Here is a 14,541-nt window from a genome sequence, read left to right on the forward strand (position 1 = left end):
TCCTCCCTATAATTTGTTTTGAGCTAAATCATTAAGGCCTGAAAATTCTTTCACCTGAGTAGCTATATCCTCTGATTTCAATAAGGCTTCACCAACTAACATGCCATCAAAACCCATAGCTTCTGCCTCTAAGGCATCACTCCGACTATTTAATCCACTTTCACTTACTGTCACAATTGAGTTTGGAAGAACTGAACGAATTTCTTCTGAGCGATTCAAATCAACTTTAAATGTTTGTAAGTCACGATTGTTTACCCCTATAATTCGTGCCCCAGCATCTACTGCAATACTCGCTTCCTCTGCGGTAAAACATTCAACAAGAGCCTGCATTCCTAATTTATGGACCTGAGAGATCATGTGAGGTAGTTGGGAACGTTCAATCGCACGGACAATCAGTAATACTGCATCAGCACCAACCGAACGAGCTTCGAATATTTGATAAGGATCGATAACAAATTCTTTATACATAACTGGTAATGTTACTTCTGAATCATTTGCTACCTTTTCAACAACATGAGATCCTCCACCAAAAAACGTTTCATCAGCTAGTACAGATATTGCTCTAGCCCCGAATTTTGAATATGTACGAGCTAAATCAATTGCATTAAAATCCTTCCTCAATTCACCTTTTGAAGGCGATTTACGTTTTACCTCTGCAATTAAGGAAATCCCGTTTGTTGTTAAGGCATTATAAAAATCTCTTGGCTTTCTAGCCTTCTCTACCTTTTCCTGTACCATCTCTATTCCTTTTTCTTTCTTTTTTTTAACTTCCTGTACTTTGTGTGATAAGATCTCATCTAGCATGAACATGATTAATATCCACTCCCTTTTCTTTACCTCTATTAATTAATTCTCTGAGTTTAGATTTTGCTAAACCTGAATCAATAGTTTGTTCAGCTATTAACATGCCTTCTTTCAAATCCTTAGCTTTTCCTCCAAGCATGATAGTTGCCCCAGCATTAATACAAGCTATATTTCGAATTGCACCTTTCTCTCCTTCAAATAAATTAAACAAAGTATCCCTATTCTGTTTTGTATCTCCTCCTCGAATATCCTTATGAGGAACATAATCAATGCCCAATGAACGTGGATCAAACCGCATAGAATCTATCTTACCTCCACGGATCATATATATATCTGTTGGTGCGCTTATAGAAATTTCATCCATGCCATCAAGGCCATGAACCACTAATGAATGGTCCGTACCTAATTCTAAGAGTAACTCTGAATATAGAGGAGCAAGTTTCCTATTAGATACCCCTAGTAATCGTCGTCTAGGTCTGACAGGATTCCCTAATGGACCAATACGATTTAATATTGTAGGTATACCAAGTTGTTTTCTAAGAGGTGATAACTTGTTTAATAAAGGATGAAATTTAGGAGTAAATAAGAAAGAAAAGCCACTCTCCTTTAGCCATTCTCTAGCTTCAGAAGGTGATAAATCAATTTTTATTCCTATTTCCTCTAATAGATCTGCACTCCCACACGAGCTGCTGGATGCTCTATTTCCGCATTTAGCTATGTCCACTCCCGCAGCACTTGCTATAAGTGCTGCAGCCGTTGAAGTATTAAAAGAATCTATCATATCTCCTCCGGTACCACATGTATCTACTACATTACTTGTACCATCAATAGGAACCATATGCTCATAGACAGCTTTTAGTGCTCCCATTATTTCTTCCTTTACTTCACCTTTTACTGATAAACCATAGAGAAATGCACCTATTTGAACTTCAGTCATATCACCACGAAGAAGACTATGCATACAATCAAAAGACTCTTTAAATGTGAGAGATTGTTTACTAATCAATTTATAAATGATTTCCTTTATCAATCTTTACACCTCAGAATATATAAGTTTAGTTAAAGTTTAATATTATTCATTAAGTTATATTTTATAGAATTTTTTTCCTGTAAAACGTTTTTTTTATAATAATGGTTTTTTTTAGAATTTCCTCTATTTGGTTATACTTTACCATGCTATAATACATTCTATTAGTGCCACTTAGAAAAAACTTTTATGGTACCATTTTTTACAGGTAGAAAGGACTACACTATGTTTTTAATTCCGATTAATCGCTCATCAGATGTGCCTTTAACTAGACAAATCTATCAATATATTAGGGAACAGATATTAAATGGAAGTTTAAAGTCGGGCGATAAATTGCCTTCAACTAGAGAGTTATCTTCTAATTTAAATGTTTCAAGAAATGTAACATTGTTAGCTTATGATCAGTTAATGGCTGAAGGCTTTATAGTTACCCGCAAAGGAGCAGGGACATTTATTGCTGAAGGAACATACTTAAGAAACGATAAGGGCTATCTACATACTGACATATCGATTCAAGATAACGAGATAGAATGTAATGATATTGTCAATTTTCGTTCAGGTATCCCTGCATTAGATTTCTTTCCTCGTAAAACATGGGCTAAATTATCAAATATTATTTGTTACGAGTCATCTTCATCAATTTTTGGCTATGGTGTCCCCGAAGGTTGTATTGAATTAAGAGAAGTTATATCTCAATATTTATACAAAACAAGAAGGGTTTTCTGCCAACCAGACCAAATTATAATCACTACTGGTGCTGTTCAAGCGTTAGCACTTGTATCTAAACTACTGCTATCCCCTGAGGAAGAAGTTTTAATTGAGGATCCTATAACCTATGATATTCAAAAGATGTTTAAGAGTTCTGGAGCTTCTCTACTACCAATTCCTGTTGATAACAACGGTATAAGAACGGACTTATTACCTATCGAGAAAAAACCAAAGTTTGTCTTTTTCACACCTTCTCATCAATTTCCTTTAGGAGGCACTCTACCTGCACAACGTCAAATTCAATTAATCAATTATGCTCGAAAGGTAGACAGTTACTTGGTTGAAGATGACTATGATAGTGAGTTTCGATACGAACACTCTCCCGTGAGCTCTATACAAGGTTTAGCCCCTGAAAGAGTATTATATATTGGTTCATTTAGTAAAATACTATCGCCCGCACTACGTATGGGATACCTAATCCTTCCTATGCACCTTGTAAAAGAATGTCGGAAAATAAAACATTATTTAGACCTACACACTCCATCATTAGATCAACTTACACTTGCTCAATTTATAACTAAAGGACATTTGGAGCGTCATATTTTAAGAATGAAAAGAATTTATAAGAAGAGAAGAGATTATTTAATTACTCAATTAAAGAAAACTTTTGCTGAAAGTATCAATATTTCCGGTTATTCAACTGGACTTCATCTTATTGTTGAGTTTAAAAAATTAAAATTTACTAAGGATATGATTCAACACATTTTGAGAAAGTATAGTGTTAAAATTTATTTAGTAGAAGATCATACCATTGAGAAAGGAAAACACCCTAATAAAGTTATTCTAGGGTATGGTCATTTAAGTGAGGATGAGATTAAAGAAGGAATAAATAGATTATCTAAAGCTTTAAACGATTTAACTTAATAAAATCTCTTAGCAAGGAATTTTTAAATTTTATTTTCATAGAGATCACTTGTACTAAGCCAGTTTATAAAAGAGTTAGATATTAATAGTATCTATACAAATCTTAAACTATCCTAAAACCATGAATTTTGATTTCAATCCCTTTTATCTGGTTCTGGTGCAAAAACTTCAAAATCTCAGCAATTAACCTCTCAAACTTGGACAGACTGATACTAGTACTCAAAAAAGGAAGTGATCAGTATGGAAAAGCAACATCTATTCAAGTGGAAACATTATCCACCTGATCCTATTTTATTAACCGTGAAGTGGTACCTTCGGTACAACCTCAGTTCTCGTGATCTAGTCGAAATAATGGAAGAACTTGGACTATCCATTACTCATACAACCATTATGCGTTGGGTACATCAATATGGACCCGAATTAGATGGACGAGTACGACATTATCTTAAAACAACCAATGATTCCTGGAGAGTCGATGGGACCTATGTGAAAGTCAAAGGTCAAAGGAAATACCATTGATTTCTATCTAAGTAAAGTAAGAAATAAAAAAGCAGCCAAGTGCTTTTTTTAGAAAGCCTTGGCTTTTTCGTACGTTTCTAAACCTCATGTGATAACAGTAGATAGGAACCCATCCTATCCAGAGTTAAAAGAAGAAAAGCAGATGCCTGAAGGCATCCAACTAAGGCAAGTTAAATATCTCAGCAATCTTGTAGAGCAGGATCATCGTTTTATTAAAAAACGTATTTACCCGATGCTCGGATTAAAGTCCCTACGGACTGCCAAACGGATTATCGCAGGGATAGAGGCTATGCACATGATCAAGAAAGGACAGACTCTTCAAGAGGAGAAGTCTGTCCAAAATCAGAAAGAACTCATTCATAGACTGTTTGGACTAGCTTCATAAGCTAGCAAATTAAAGGAACTTGGTTCTCTATGTTTATAGGGAATATTTTTTGCACCAGAACCCACTCTTTTATTCTTCTATTCCCGAAATGCTTAACATAGTAACTATATTAGGGATTTAATTAGGCATTTAAATATAATTTATGTGATGTTACTCATTTTAGATTTAGTTATAAAATCGGCATACACTTTATAAGACATAATGTATATAACATTCACCCCTAGTTAACGTAACCGTGATTATCGGTAGTAATAATAAACATATATTGAATAATATGTTAAAATTAACAAAACCTTAAAAATAGTTCAAACAAAATGTTTTTTAAGGAGTTTGTATATGAAATTGGATAATAAGAAGAAACAGATTCAACTCAAATACAGAGAAGAAATAAAAAAGAAAAAAGAAGAGAAAACATATATTAAAAAGGCGTTTATTGTTGCCATTATTGTTATGGCAATCATAGCTCTAGATTATCATTTTGATCCAAAACCTCCGCCTGGTACAGAAACCACTATAACCATTGAGAAAGTTGAATAATCACTCAAGATCAATAAAGAATGTCCCTACCTTTTATAAGATAGGGACATTCTTTATTGATTTTTCAGTGGAATATCTTCTGAATTACTATTCCATTTTATAGTTACAGTTGGCTTATCTGATTTTAAAGTTTCTCTACTAACTATCGTTTTATTTGTTTCCTTAAACCGCCCTTTTTTATCTAATTCAATAATTCCCATACCCCATTGACCGTTAGGTGTATCTAACTTGAAATCAAATTCTCCTACGGATTTCATATCGTCACCAATATACTTTAATTTTATGGTCTTCGATTCTTCATTTCCTTTATCATTAGGCTTTACTATTTCTTCTACTGACCAATTTTCACTCTTTCCCTTAAAAACTAAAGGCTCTTTATCTTGTGATTGGCATCCATATAACATAAATAAAACAAAAACAAGAAAACATATTCTTTTCATTTTGCTCCCCCTCAAGCATCCAGAAAATTATTCCTTTTTATAACATTTTACCAACAATACAACTCTAATTCACTATGTATATCATATGCAGAGCTAGTTTACATAAACACTCTTTCCGGCACACATCACCAAAAAGAACCCTTGTGGCAGTAAGGGTTCAAGGTGAGTCTATTTTATCGATTATGCAGCTTTTTATACATCCTTGATTTGAAAGGCTTTTATCAGAAGGTAAAGGTTATTTGAATGTATAAAAAGCTGACCTTTTATACATATGCTTGCAATGTAAAAGATAGTATTTATAGCAAAAATTCGCTATGATTTAATATGAAATAAATTCGATATTAAGTTTCCCTTATGAGCTACCTCACCTGATGATTAGAGGTAGTTTTCTATTTGTTCTTTGTAAGACATACTTTTTAAAATATATATTTGTGTAATCATTATCTTTGAACAGACGTAGAGAATTGTGAGAAGATATACATATAATAAAGACAAAAAACACATCTCTAAGAGATGTGTTTTTTGTTTCAATTTTCACTTTACAACTCAATGTATAAAGTAAGCAAATTGATAACCATTGAGTACATACTAGCATAATAAAAAAGCAGTGGCAAATCGTAGATGGATGCTTTTTATTTAAAAAATTTATTAGAAAGGCTTCCTTCCGGCTCTTCCTACTTATTGACATTAAACCAGCCTTTTTGTTTAAACCATAGAATCATACCAATTGTCATTAAAGCCATAATTCCTAGAACAATATAATATCCGTAGTGCCAGTGAAGTTCAGGCATATGATCAAAGTTCATTCCATATAACCCTACGACAAAGGTAAGGGGAATGAAAATAGAGGAGATAATTGTTAATGTCATCATAATTGAGTTCATCCGATTGGCGTTAAGTGAAAGGTAATTATCTCTCATATCTGATGTCATATCTCGATTAGCTTCTACCATGTTTGTTAATTTTATTAGGTGGTCATAGATGTCATTGAAATAGGCTTTCTGCTCTGCAGGTATATGTAAACGTTCAGAATTAATAATTCGATATAGCAGATCACGCATAGGAAGAATGGTTTTTCTGAGCTTTAATAAATCACTTCGGATATCAAAAACATCCTTCATCAGTAAAGCAATTGATTTTTTGGCATCTCTGCTTTCAATTTCATTTAATTTATCCTCAATTTCATACACAATTGGAAAGTAATCATCCACTAATTGGTCTAGAACCGCATAAGCAATATAGGACACTCCTTTATTAAATCCACTAGGATGTTGTAAAAGGCGTTGTCGTACTGTTTCAATACTGAGTACCGGTTTAAAGTGAAAGGTCACTAAATAATTTTCTCCAATAAATAAGTCTACTTCTTCAACATCTAGCGTGTTGCTATTTAAATAATGAAGCACTAAAAAGCTGTAACCTTCATAATAATCAAGTTTAGGACGTTGTAATAGATGGAGACAATCTTCGATAGCTAAAGGGTGAAAGTGGAAAAACGTCTCTAACACTTTTGCTTCCTCTTCAGATGGAGAGGCAAGATCTACCCAGAACCACTTAATTGAAGGGTCAGATAAGTAATCAAGGGGGACATCTTCTTTGACGTGTAAGTCTTGTGTAATAGCGATTATTCGAATCATACAGCTGCTCCTCCATGTGATTAATCATTCTCTATTTATAGTATGTTACATAAAATAAACGATTAACCCCACTGCTAGCAAGGCAATGAAATCTTTCTGATATTTCCTTTTCTTTTCTTCACTTGTTTCTTTATTTTTTCCAAAATATTTATCTATAAAAATAATAAAACAAAGGAGGAGGAAACTAAGGATGATATCAAGTATTAAGAAATGAAAGAAATGATCTGTAGTAGTCAATGACATAGTAATTCTCCTTATTTCTCACGTTTAAGTGTGAGAATACTAAATAAGTAATAAGTCTCTCTTTATATTTTAATCAGGTACAAAAAGTACTAAAGTCAATTTAGCTGTATAATAACGCATAGGATAAAAAAAGGATTCATTTTTTATTGTTTTCTTTATCCTAATGTCTATAATTAAAACGTACAAAACATCTTATTATATAATAAAACATTCTATATGTCCTAACTTGTTGGAAGAAAGAATAAAACGTAACTATATAATAAAAGACGTAGTAGTGGGAGTTTTTTATGAAATACGCACAAATTTTTACTGATAATCGAATTCGAAATGCAACGTTGATTGGATTACTTATTTGTTTGAGTATAGCTTGGCTGTTTGAGAACAATTACTGGTATAATATAGCTGTTCTTATGGTTTCAGTATCTTTTCTCTTACATGGTGTAAATGATTATAGCGTCGGAAAGAACAAAACACGGGGAACTGTTACTATACTATTGAGTGTTCTTTTTACCCTATATAATTTACTAAGAATCTTTTTTTATGATAAAAATAAGATTCTTACACTTGCAAGGAACGAGGAGTTTTTATGTTTAAGAGAATAGTAAAATGTTATGATTACAAATTTATTGTAGCCTTAATTGTTCTAAGCCTCATCGGTTTAGTCATGGTTTACAGTGCTAGTATGGTAACGGCGGTTAGTCGTTACGGTGTTGAAGGAGATTATTTTTATCAAAAGCAAAAACTTGCACTGATAGCAGGCTTCTTCTTCTTCTGTATTGCTGCCTTTATTCCCTATAAAATTTATCGAGAGAAAAAAATATTGAAAATCTTATTAGTAACGGTGATATCGCTTCTTGCCTTGGTCCTTATTTTTGGACATACGGCAGGAAATGCACAAAGTTGGCTTATACTGGGACCGGTTAGAATACAACCACTAGAATTTACGAAACTAACAATCATTGTATATTTATCGGCTGTTTTTGCAAATAAACAAGAGTATATCAATGATTTAAAGCGCTCTATTATTCCACCTATCCTTATTGTGTTGTTTATTTGTTTCTTAATTGCTTTGCAACCCGATTACGGTGGGATTTTACTTATTTTAGGTACAGTTTTAGCGATTGTTTTATGTTCAGGTATTTCAATAAAATCAATGCTAAAGATTGCCTTACTAGGAGTAGTAGGTATCATTATTATGTTAGTCGTTTTATTAGTAACGGGGCATATCGACACCGTGTTTTCTCCTGTTCGTCTAGCTCGATTTACTGGTTATTTACATCCTTTTGAAAACCAACAAGGGAACGGGTATCAACTGGTGAATTCCTACCTAGCTATTGGAAGTGGAGGACTTACAGGAACAGGGTTGGGACAAAGTGTCCAAAAGGCAGGATATTTGCCTGAATCCCATACAGATTTTATTATGGCGATTATTGCTGAGGAATTAGGTTTTTGGGGAGTGCTGCTTGTATTAGGGTTGCTATTTTTTATTATTTTACAAGGCTTAAAAATTGCTAAAAGATGTAATGATTCTTTTGGAGCACTACTAGCTATCGGTATTTCCGTTATGATTGGCATTCAAGCATTTGTTAACCTAGGAGCAGTAACAGGCCTTCTTCCTATCACAGGTGTAACGTTACCTTTTGTCAGTTATGGGGGTTCTTCTCTTACATTGCTTCTGTTTGCTGTAGGAGTACTAGCGAATATATCCATGTTTAATAAATATGAAAAGAAATATAAAAATAAAGTAAAAGATCCAAAGGAATTGAAAAGCGTTTAATGACTTACTTGAATGACCTTTCTATAAAAATTATTGAGGATAAAATAAAATTATAAACCAAAGACACTGGTTAAGAGCCAGTGTCTTTGGTTTATGTAAGGAGGTTAAGTTTGTAGTTTTGCTAAAGAAATTCAAAGGTCTATTAGAAATCCTCTTATGTACGATTCATATACTTTCTTAAAAATCTTTATTTAAAGGATAAAAATTATTTCTTATTTCCTTCGAAAAAACTGCAAGGTGCTATAAACAATCCATAGAAAACAGGCCACAATAACTTGTTTTTCTATCCACAGAATAATTGTCCATAGTATCATTAAAATTAAAATAGGAATAGATAACTTTAACTTTCTTATCATTCACACCTTCCCTTTCTTCACTATTTTCCTATCTATATTCATGAAAACGTAGTGGATTGCCTTTTTTGTGCAAAAAAAAGACGCCTATTATGGCGCCTATATCCAACGAAATAGTTTGGAAAAGGGGAAAAGTGTTAACTTTAAGAATTAACATGATCTTATTTAGTTCTTACCCTTTTTTAAAAGAAAAAAACATACATTATAAGTAAAACAAATAAGCTACTTAAATTCTCTATTCCATTTATTGATCCTCTGGATCTACCTCAAGACTTTCAACTTCATCATTCTTTTTTACTTCTAATCGCACGACTTTATTTTTACTATCTCCCGATATATTGTCGTTATCTTGCTCAAAGTCTTTAGATTTTTTATAAGTTTTTTTTCCACTAGATACTTCTATTGTTACGTCATTATCTGTTTCATTGATTAACTTTCCAATTATACTGTAGTCTCCATCCGTATCTTTTTCGTATATACCATTTGAATCTGCTTTTGCCTGAGGAGTTAACTCTAAGCTTTCTGCATTTTGATTTTTAGCATCAATCTCTACATTTACTTGTTTTCCACCAATATCCTTAGGTGTATCTTTTTCTTTTTTAAACGACTTACTCTTAGGTATCTTTACTTTTTTATCATCGATAACAAGTGTCAACTCATCATTCGTTTCTTTGTCTAGCGTCCCTATTAAATCAAAATCTTCACCTTGCTGTTTACTATCCGGATCTTTAGAGTACTGTTGTAAATTTGATTTATTTTCAGAAGAGCTATTTTTACTTTGTGATGTATTTTGAGATGAATCATTTTGATTAGAGCATCCTACAAGAGATCCTGTAGCTAAAGCACCTGCTAATGAAATACAAAGCACTACCATTTTTTTATTCATATAGCTTATTTCTCCTTTTTCTTTGTTTTTATTTATATTGCCTATTCTTTAAAAAATCAAACGAAATTACTATTCTAAAACCGGAGGAGTTTTATACCATAGTCACAATAATGATCATAATTAATCTTGTGTTAACTACCATCTTTGTATGAGACATTTATGTCACCAAATTGACATTAATCAGTTAGGCATTTTGTTTTCTTCTTTATAATGACCTGTATATATCATTATAATTATGAGCCAAAGCGCACTAATAAGGTATCCGCCTAAAATATCGCTTGGATGGTGTACACCTAGATAAATACGACTGAATCCCATTACTAAGATAAGAATGCTTGCTAGTAAGGAAAGTAGAACCTTTATTTTATTGCTCTTTAAATGTGTCCATAACAGAAATAGAAGTATACCGTAAAGAACAAAGGAATTCATAGCATGTTGACTAGGAAAGCTATGTTTATCTACCTCTACTAAATGAAATCCATCTGGTCGTGAACGGCTAAATAAATACTTTAGACCCTCGCTAAGCAGTCTTTCTCCTATCATGGCAACAACAAATAGAACAGAAGCCAAACGACGTTTAGTTACAAAATAAAGGTAAAATAAAATTGCAAGACAGATTACAATAACAAAGTAAGTTGATCCAATAAAATCAAAAAATTTCATTATAGGTGTTAAGAAAGAGGAGCGTTTATGATGAATAATAGATGATAACCATTTGTCAAATCCACTAAACTTTTCTATTTTAACTAAGATACCAGTACATATAAAGCTAATTAGCAGTAATAGTCCAATAATATATAATTTTAGCTTTACTAAAATAATCATATTAAAATCCCCAGTTCTATATAAGTGATATTATTATTTACATGTATTTCACATATGTACAGTTTAGCTCCCTCATAATCATATTGTAGTAGCCCAGCTTTGTTTCACTAAAAATGAGGTAATTATAGAGGTGTTAAAAGGTGTTTACAATATTCAAAAGAATTATTAGCAAAGTTACACAAGTAACTTCTGAACATTTAAATTTTAATAAATATTATATATAGAATTAGTGTTAAAATAATGAAAGTCCCATTCTCTAGGATTACCGTTCATATAGATGGTCATTCTAATGTAAGCAAATTCTTTAACATAATGAATTATACTTTGGAAAGGAGGAAGATAGATGGAGTCCATATGGATCGAATACGCTTGGGCGTTGTTAATTCTAATTGGTTTAGAAGGTTTATTATCGGCTGACAATGCTCTTGTACTAGCAGTCATAGCTAAACATCTACCAGATAATCAGAAGAAAAAAGCAATTAATTATGGAATTCTTATGGCATTTATTTTTCGATTCGGTGCTCTCTTCGCTATTTCATTTATCGCCAATGTCTGGTGGATTCAGGCGGTAGGAGCAGCTTATCTTCTGTATTTAGGTTTGAAGCATGTCCTTAAGGCACGGTTTGGGAAACACAACGAGAATATTCATAATGCTGAAAAGGAATCTGCTGGAAAAGGATTCTGGCCGACAGTAGGAAAAATTGCGTTAGCTGATTTGGCTTTTGCAGTTGATTCCATTTTAGCTGCGGTAGCTATAGCCCTTGGTCTTCCAGATTCACAGTTTGGCGAAATTGGTGGTATGGATGGCGGACAATTTGCAGTTGTAGTTTTGGGGGGGATTGCAGGTCTTATTTTGATTAAGTTTGCAGCGACCTGGTTTGTAAAACTCCTCGAAAAGCGTCCTGCCTTAGAAACTACAGCATATGCCATTGTTGCTTGGGTGGGTGTCAAACTTGCTGTTATTACACTTGCTCATAAGGATATAGGTGTCTTAGACCCTCATTTTCCCCATAGTACTATTTGGACATTAATCTTCTATGGAGTATTAGTTGGTATTGCTCTACTTGGTTGGTTTGCACCGAGCAATAAGTCTTTAGAAAAGCCTTCAGCTTAAAAATATAATCAAGTATGACGTATTACGTATCAATATAATCAGTATGATCAAAACGAAAACACCCTGACTATGTTTTAAAGAGTTAGGGTGTTTTCTGTCTACTTTTGAAAGTTTAGTCACAAAAGAAGATTAGCCTTTCCTGGTGCTATACTAGATGAAAATCATCAGTAGTTAAGAACTAGTATTTATAATATAAAATGCATTTGCGCAAACTATCTATGATGCTATAATGCATTAAATAAATACACCTCGTATAAAGCCAGTGAAAGAACCACTCTTTCAACTGGTTTTATATGTTAGTACAAGTTATAAAGAGAAGAAACGTACATATTCTTATAACAAGAAGTAAAATTAACTTCGGGGTTTTATAAATGAACTAAAAGAAAGTCTACTGAGATCCTCAGTAGACTTTCTTTTTTATTATGTATAGTTATTGACTATGTTAAGCAAACTACTCAAGATGATGGAGACCATCATCTCACCTAGCATGACCTTTAAAAAACTCCTGAATAGGCACAGGGGTTTTTTCTCTTTTTAACTGTATACGGCATAAAAAGTTGGTTACCATAATGTGACTTTCCGGAATACAAACCAAAAAGAACCCTCATGGGAGTAAGGGTTTCAAAAAGATTCCTATTACGAATTATGCAGCTTTTTATACACCCTTGATATGAAAGGCTTTCTCAGAGGAATAGATAAAGAAAGAATGTATAAAAAAGCTGTCTTTTATACATATGTTAACCCCTATAAAAAATTGCCTATATGCGAAGAATAAGATGAAAATAGCTTATTTCATACATCAAATATGTATGAGCTCTACTAAAAGCAGCCGAAATAATCACAGTTGCTCTTTTTTTGCCTAAAATCGTGTTGCTAGCGAACTCATACGCAAAATTAAAAGTCTTTTCGTGAGTAGTTGTATTAGTAATTTCCTCATACTACCTCTTATTTTCTTCAACACAAATCAAATAATACGTTTAGGAGGTCAATTAAATGTCATTAAGAGATAGACTTAGACCTCCTCGATCAGTTCGTAGAGCAGCTAGGTCTCTTGATCCAAGCAAGGTTTTAACCGGAGAAGTTTCTACAGGAGAATATTTTGGAGTAGACTTAAATCCAGGTGATTTTAAATCAGTAACAGATAATGCTGATGAGAAAGCTAAAGAATGCAGTAATAGTGAAAGAGAAAATAAAAATTACTGTGATTGTGTAGTTGCGGTAGCTGGTGCTGCTCTTGGGGGCCTGTAGGAGCAGGGCTAGGTACCTTAGGCGGTTTTCCTGCAGCAAGGCTAGCGTGTGGACGAATTTATACTTCTGGACCTTGTGAATAATGAAATGGAAGAAGTGATTTTTATGCTCCCTTTTGCTGGAATGTTTGAGGATGGTCTTAATGGAGGATATAATCCTAGAAATCGGGCACGTGAACAGGTTAACGCTATTGCATATCAGATAGCTAAAAATTATAGTGAAAGTGAAAGAGAAAATAAAAACTATTCTAATTGTATTGCTGTAGTGTCTGTTGAATGTGCTAACGATAGTAGTATTTTTGATGGAGCTGGAATTGAAGGAATAGTGGCTGACGGTGGCATTGCTGTAGCAAAGATAGCTTGTGGTCGCATATATAAATCAGAACCATCAGAATAATAAAAAGCGCAATCAAATAATACAACTAGGAGGTGTTTTTATGCCAGAACACGGTTTCAATCAAACACATGATAATAACAATCATAGCAATAGTTATGATACAAACGGTGGAAGTATCCAACCAGTAGATGTACCCCAATCTGTCGGAAATAAAATTCCTGCTGAAAACGATGGACTACCTGGAAAAGTAAATGCAAACCTCGGATACCATCCAAAAAAATAGCACGAAAAAGCCGCCCTACAAAAGTAAGGCGGTTCTCCGATAAGTTTTATCTTACAAAACTAAAACCATGTAGAATCTTTATATTTTGGAAATTATACCATTTAACGAAAAAAAGAGCAACCCTAAAGTTACTCTTTCTCTCAGCAAAAACTAACACAAAATGTGTGCATTGGTGCTCAAGGAGTGTTCAATAAAGTATACATTTACGGACTTTTCTTTTTTATAGAAAATCTATTATTTTTATCGTTCATTTAAGTATTTAAGTATTTAAGTATTGGAATTGATTATGAACGTCTTCTTGAAATAACATTCTTTTACGAACGTTTTTGGTGAGATAATAGAAAGAAATTCGTTAATGAAGAGTAAAGTTTTTAATCAAAGATAGTTTGTAGTATGCAGTTTTTGAATGGTATAATTTTCTTAAAAATATCCAGTTATAGGAAGCCTAGATAAAATATAGTGAAATTATTGATTTGTTTTATATTAGTATAAGTAAAT

At 33.0% G+C, this 14,541-nt stretch carries 13 protein-coding genes and 1 pseudogene; 8 read left to right on the top strand and 6 right to left on the bottom strand.

The window, feature by feature from the left end:
• Nucleotides 1-6: 6 nt before the first annotated feature.
• Both trpC and trpD read right to left on the bottom strand, forming a co-directional pair.
• Nucleotides 7-810 carry an indole-3-glycerol phosphate synthase TrpC gene (gene trpC / locus ACLHDF_RS25740; protein ID WP_413921394.1) on the bottom strand — a complete coding sequence of 268 codons (804 nt, stop codon included), beginning with the start codon at nucleotides 808-810 and terminating at the stop codon, nucleotides 7-9.
• Nucleotides 794-1,834: an anthranilate phosphoribosyltransferase gene (trpD, locus tag ACLHDF_RS25745; protein WP_413921395.1), complete on the bottom strand. Its 1,041-nt coding sequence runs from the start codon at nucleotides 1,832-1,834 to the stop codon at nucleotides 794-796. The genes trpC and trpD overlap by 17 nt, the downstream gene beginning before the upstream one ends.
• A 222-nt stretch (nucleotides 1,835-2,056) precedes the next feature.
• On the opposite strand from trpD, the gene ACLHDF_RS25750 reads away from it, so the two are divergent.
• The 3 genes and pseudogenes from ACLHDF_RS25750 (at nucleotide 2,057) to ACLHDF_RS25760 (ending at nucleotide 4,904) form a co-directional block, all read left to right on the top strand.
• Nucleotides 2,057-3,463: a PLP-dependent aminotransferase family protein gene (locus ACLHDF_RS25750; RefSeq protein ID WP_413921426.1), complete on the top strand. Its 1,407-nt coding sequence runs from the start codon at nucleotides 2,057-2,059 to the stop codon at nucleotides 3,461-3,463.
• A gap of 240 nt (nucleotides 3,464-3,703) precedes the next feature.
• Nucleotides 3,704-4,367 (top strand): annotated as a pseudogene (locus tag ACLHDF_RS25755) (IS6 family transposase).
• 336 nt (nucleotides 4,368-4,703) lie between these two features.
• The gene (locus tag ACLHDF_RS25760; protein ID WP_413921396.1) at nucleotides 4,704-4,904 is read left to right on the top strand and encodes a hypothetical protein; all 201 of its coding nucleotides are present in this window, start codon (nucleotides 4,704-4,706) and stop codon (nucleotides 4,902-4,904) included.
• Nucleotides 4,905-4,957: 53 nt separating this feature from the next.
• Here ACLHDF_RS25760 and ACLHDF_RS25765 read toward each other — a convergent pair whose 3' ends face one another.
• Together ACLHDF_RS25765 and corA are read right to left on the bottom strand one after the other, a co-directional pair.
• Nucleotides 4,958-5,344 carry a hypothetical protein gene (locus tag ACLHDF_RS25765; RefSeq protein WP_413921397.1) on the bottom strand — a complete coding sequence of 129 codons (387 nt, stop codon included), beginning with the start codon at nucleotides 5,342-5,344 and terminating at the stop codon, nucleotides 4,958-4,960.
• A 674-nt stretch (nucleotides 5,345-6,018) separates the two neighbouring features.
• Nucleotides 6,019-6,978, bottom strand: a complete 960-nt coding sequence (gene corA, locus ACLHDF_RS25770; protein WP_413921398.1) for a magnesium/cobalt transporter CorA — start codon at nucleotides 6,976-6,978, stop codon at nucleotides 6,019-6,021.
• An 829-nt stretch (nucleotides 6,979-7,807) separates the two neighbouring features.
• Between corA and ftsW the strand changes: the two genes are divergently transcribed.
• Entirely contained in the window at nucleotides 7,808-8,998 is a 1,191-nt protein-coding gene (ftsW, locus tag ACLHDF_RS25775; RefSeq protein WP_413921399.1) for a putative lipid II flippase FtsW, read from the top strand.
• A gap of 597 nt (nucleotides 8,999-9,595) precedes the next feature.
• Here the strand turns inward: ftsW and ACLHDF_RS25780 are convergent.
• Entirely contained in the window at nucleotides 9,596-10,237 is a 642-nt protein-coding gene (locus ACLHDF_RS25780) for a hypothetical protein (protein WP_413921400.1), read from the bottom strand.
• Nucleotides 10,238-10,417: 180 nt separating this feature from the next.
• The gene (locus ACLHDF_RS25785; protein WP_182528332.1) at nucleotides 10,418-11,062 is read right to left on the bottom strand and encodes a phosphatase PAP2 family protein; all 645 of its coding nucleotides are present in this window, start codon (nucleotides 11,060-11,062) and stop codon (nucleotides 10,418-10,420) included.
• A gap of 343 nt (nucleotides 11,063-11,405) precedes the next feature.
• Between ACLHDF_RS25785 and ACLHDF_RS25790 the strand changes: the two genes are divergently transcribed.
• From ACLHDF_RS25790 to ACLHDF_RS25805, 4 genes are all read left to right on the top strand, one after another.
• Entirely contained in the window at nucleotides 11,406-12,176 is a 771-nt protein-coding gene (locus tag ACLHDF_RS25790; protein ID WP_252285815.1) for a TerC family protein, read from the top strand.
• A gap of 993 nt (nucleotides 12,177-13,169) precedes the next feature.
• Nucleotides 13,170-13,424, top strand: a complete 255-nt coding sequence (locus tag ACLHDF_RS25795) for a hypothetical protein (protein WP_413921401.1) — start codon at nucleotides 13,170-13,172, stop codon at nucleotides 13,422-13,424.
• A gap of 48 nt (nucleotides 13,425-13,472) precedes the next feature.
• Complete coding sequence (locus tag ACLHDF_RS25800) at nucleotides 13,473-13,820, top strand: hypothetical protein (protein WP_053487863.1); 348 nt, start codon at nucleotides 13,473-13,475, stop codon at nucleotides 13,818-13,820.
• A 40-nt stretch (nucleotides 13,821-13,860) separates the two neighbouring features.
• Nucleotides 13,861-14,043: a hypothetical protein gene (locus ACLHDF_RS25805; RefSeq protein WP_413921402.1), complete on the top strand. Its 183-nt coding sequence runs from the start codon at nucleotides 13,861-13,863 to the stop codon at nucleotides 14,041-14,043.
• Nucleotides 14,044-14,541: the final 498 nt, after the last annotated feature.

The organism is Priestia megaterium, from assembly GCF_046599315.1.
Taxonomy (GTDB): Bacteria; Bacillota; Bacilli; order Bacillales; family Bacillaceae_H; genus Priestia; species Priestia megaterium_F.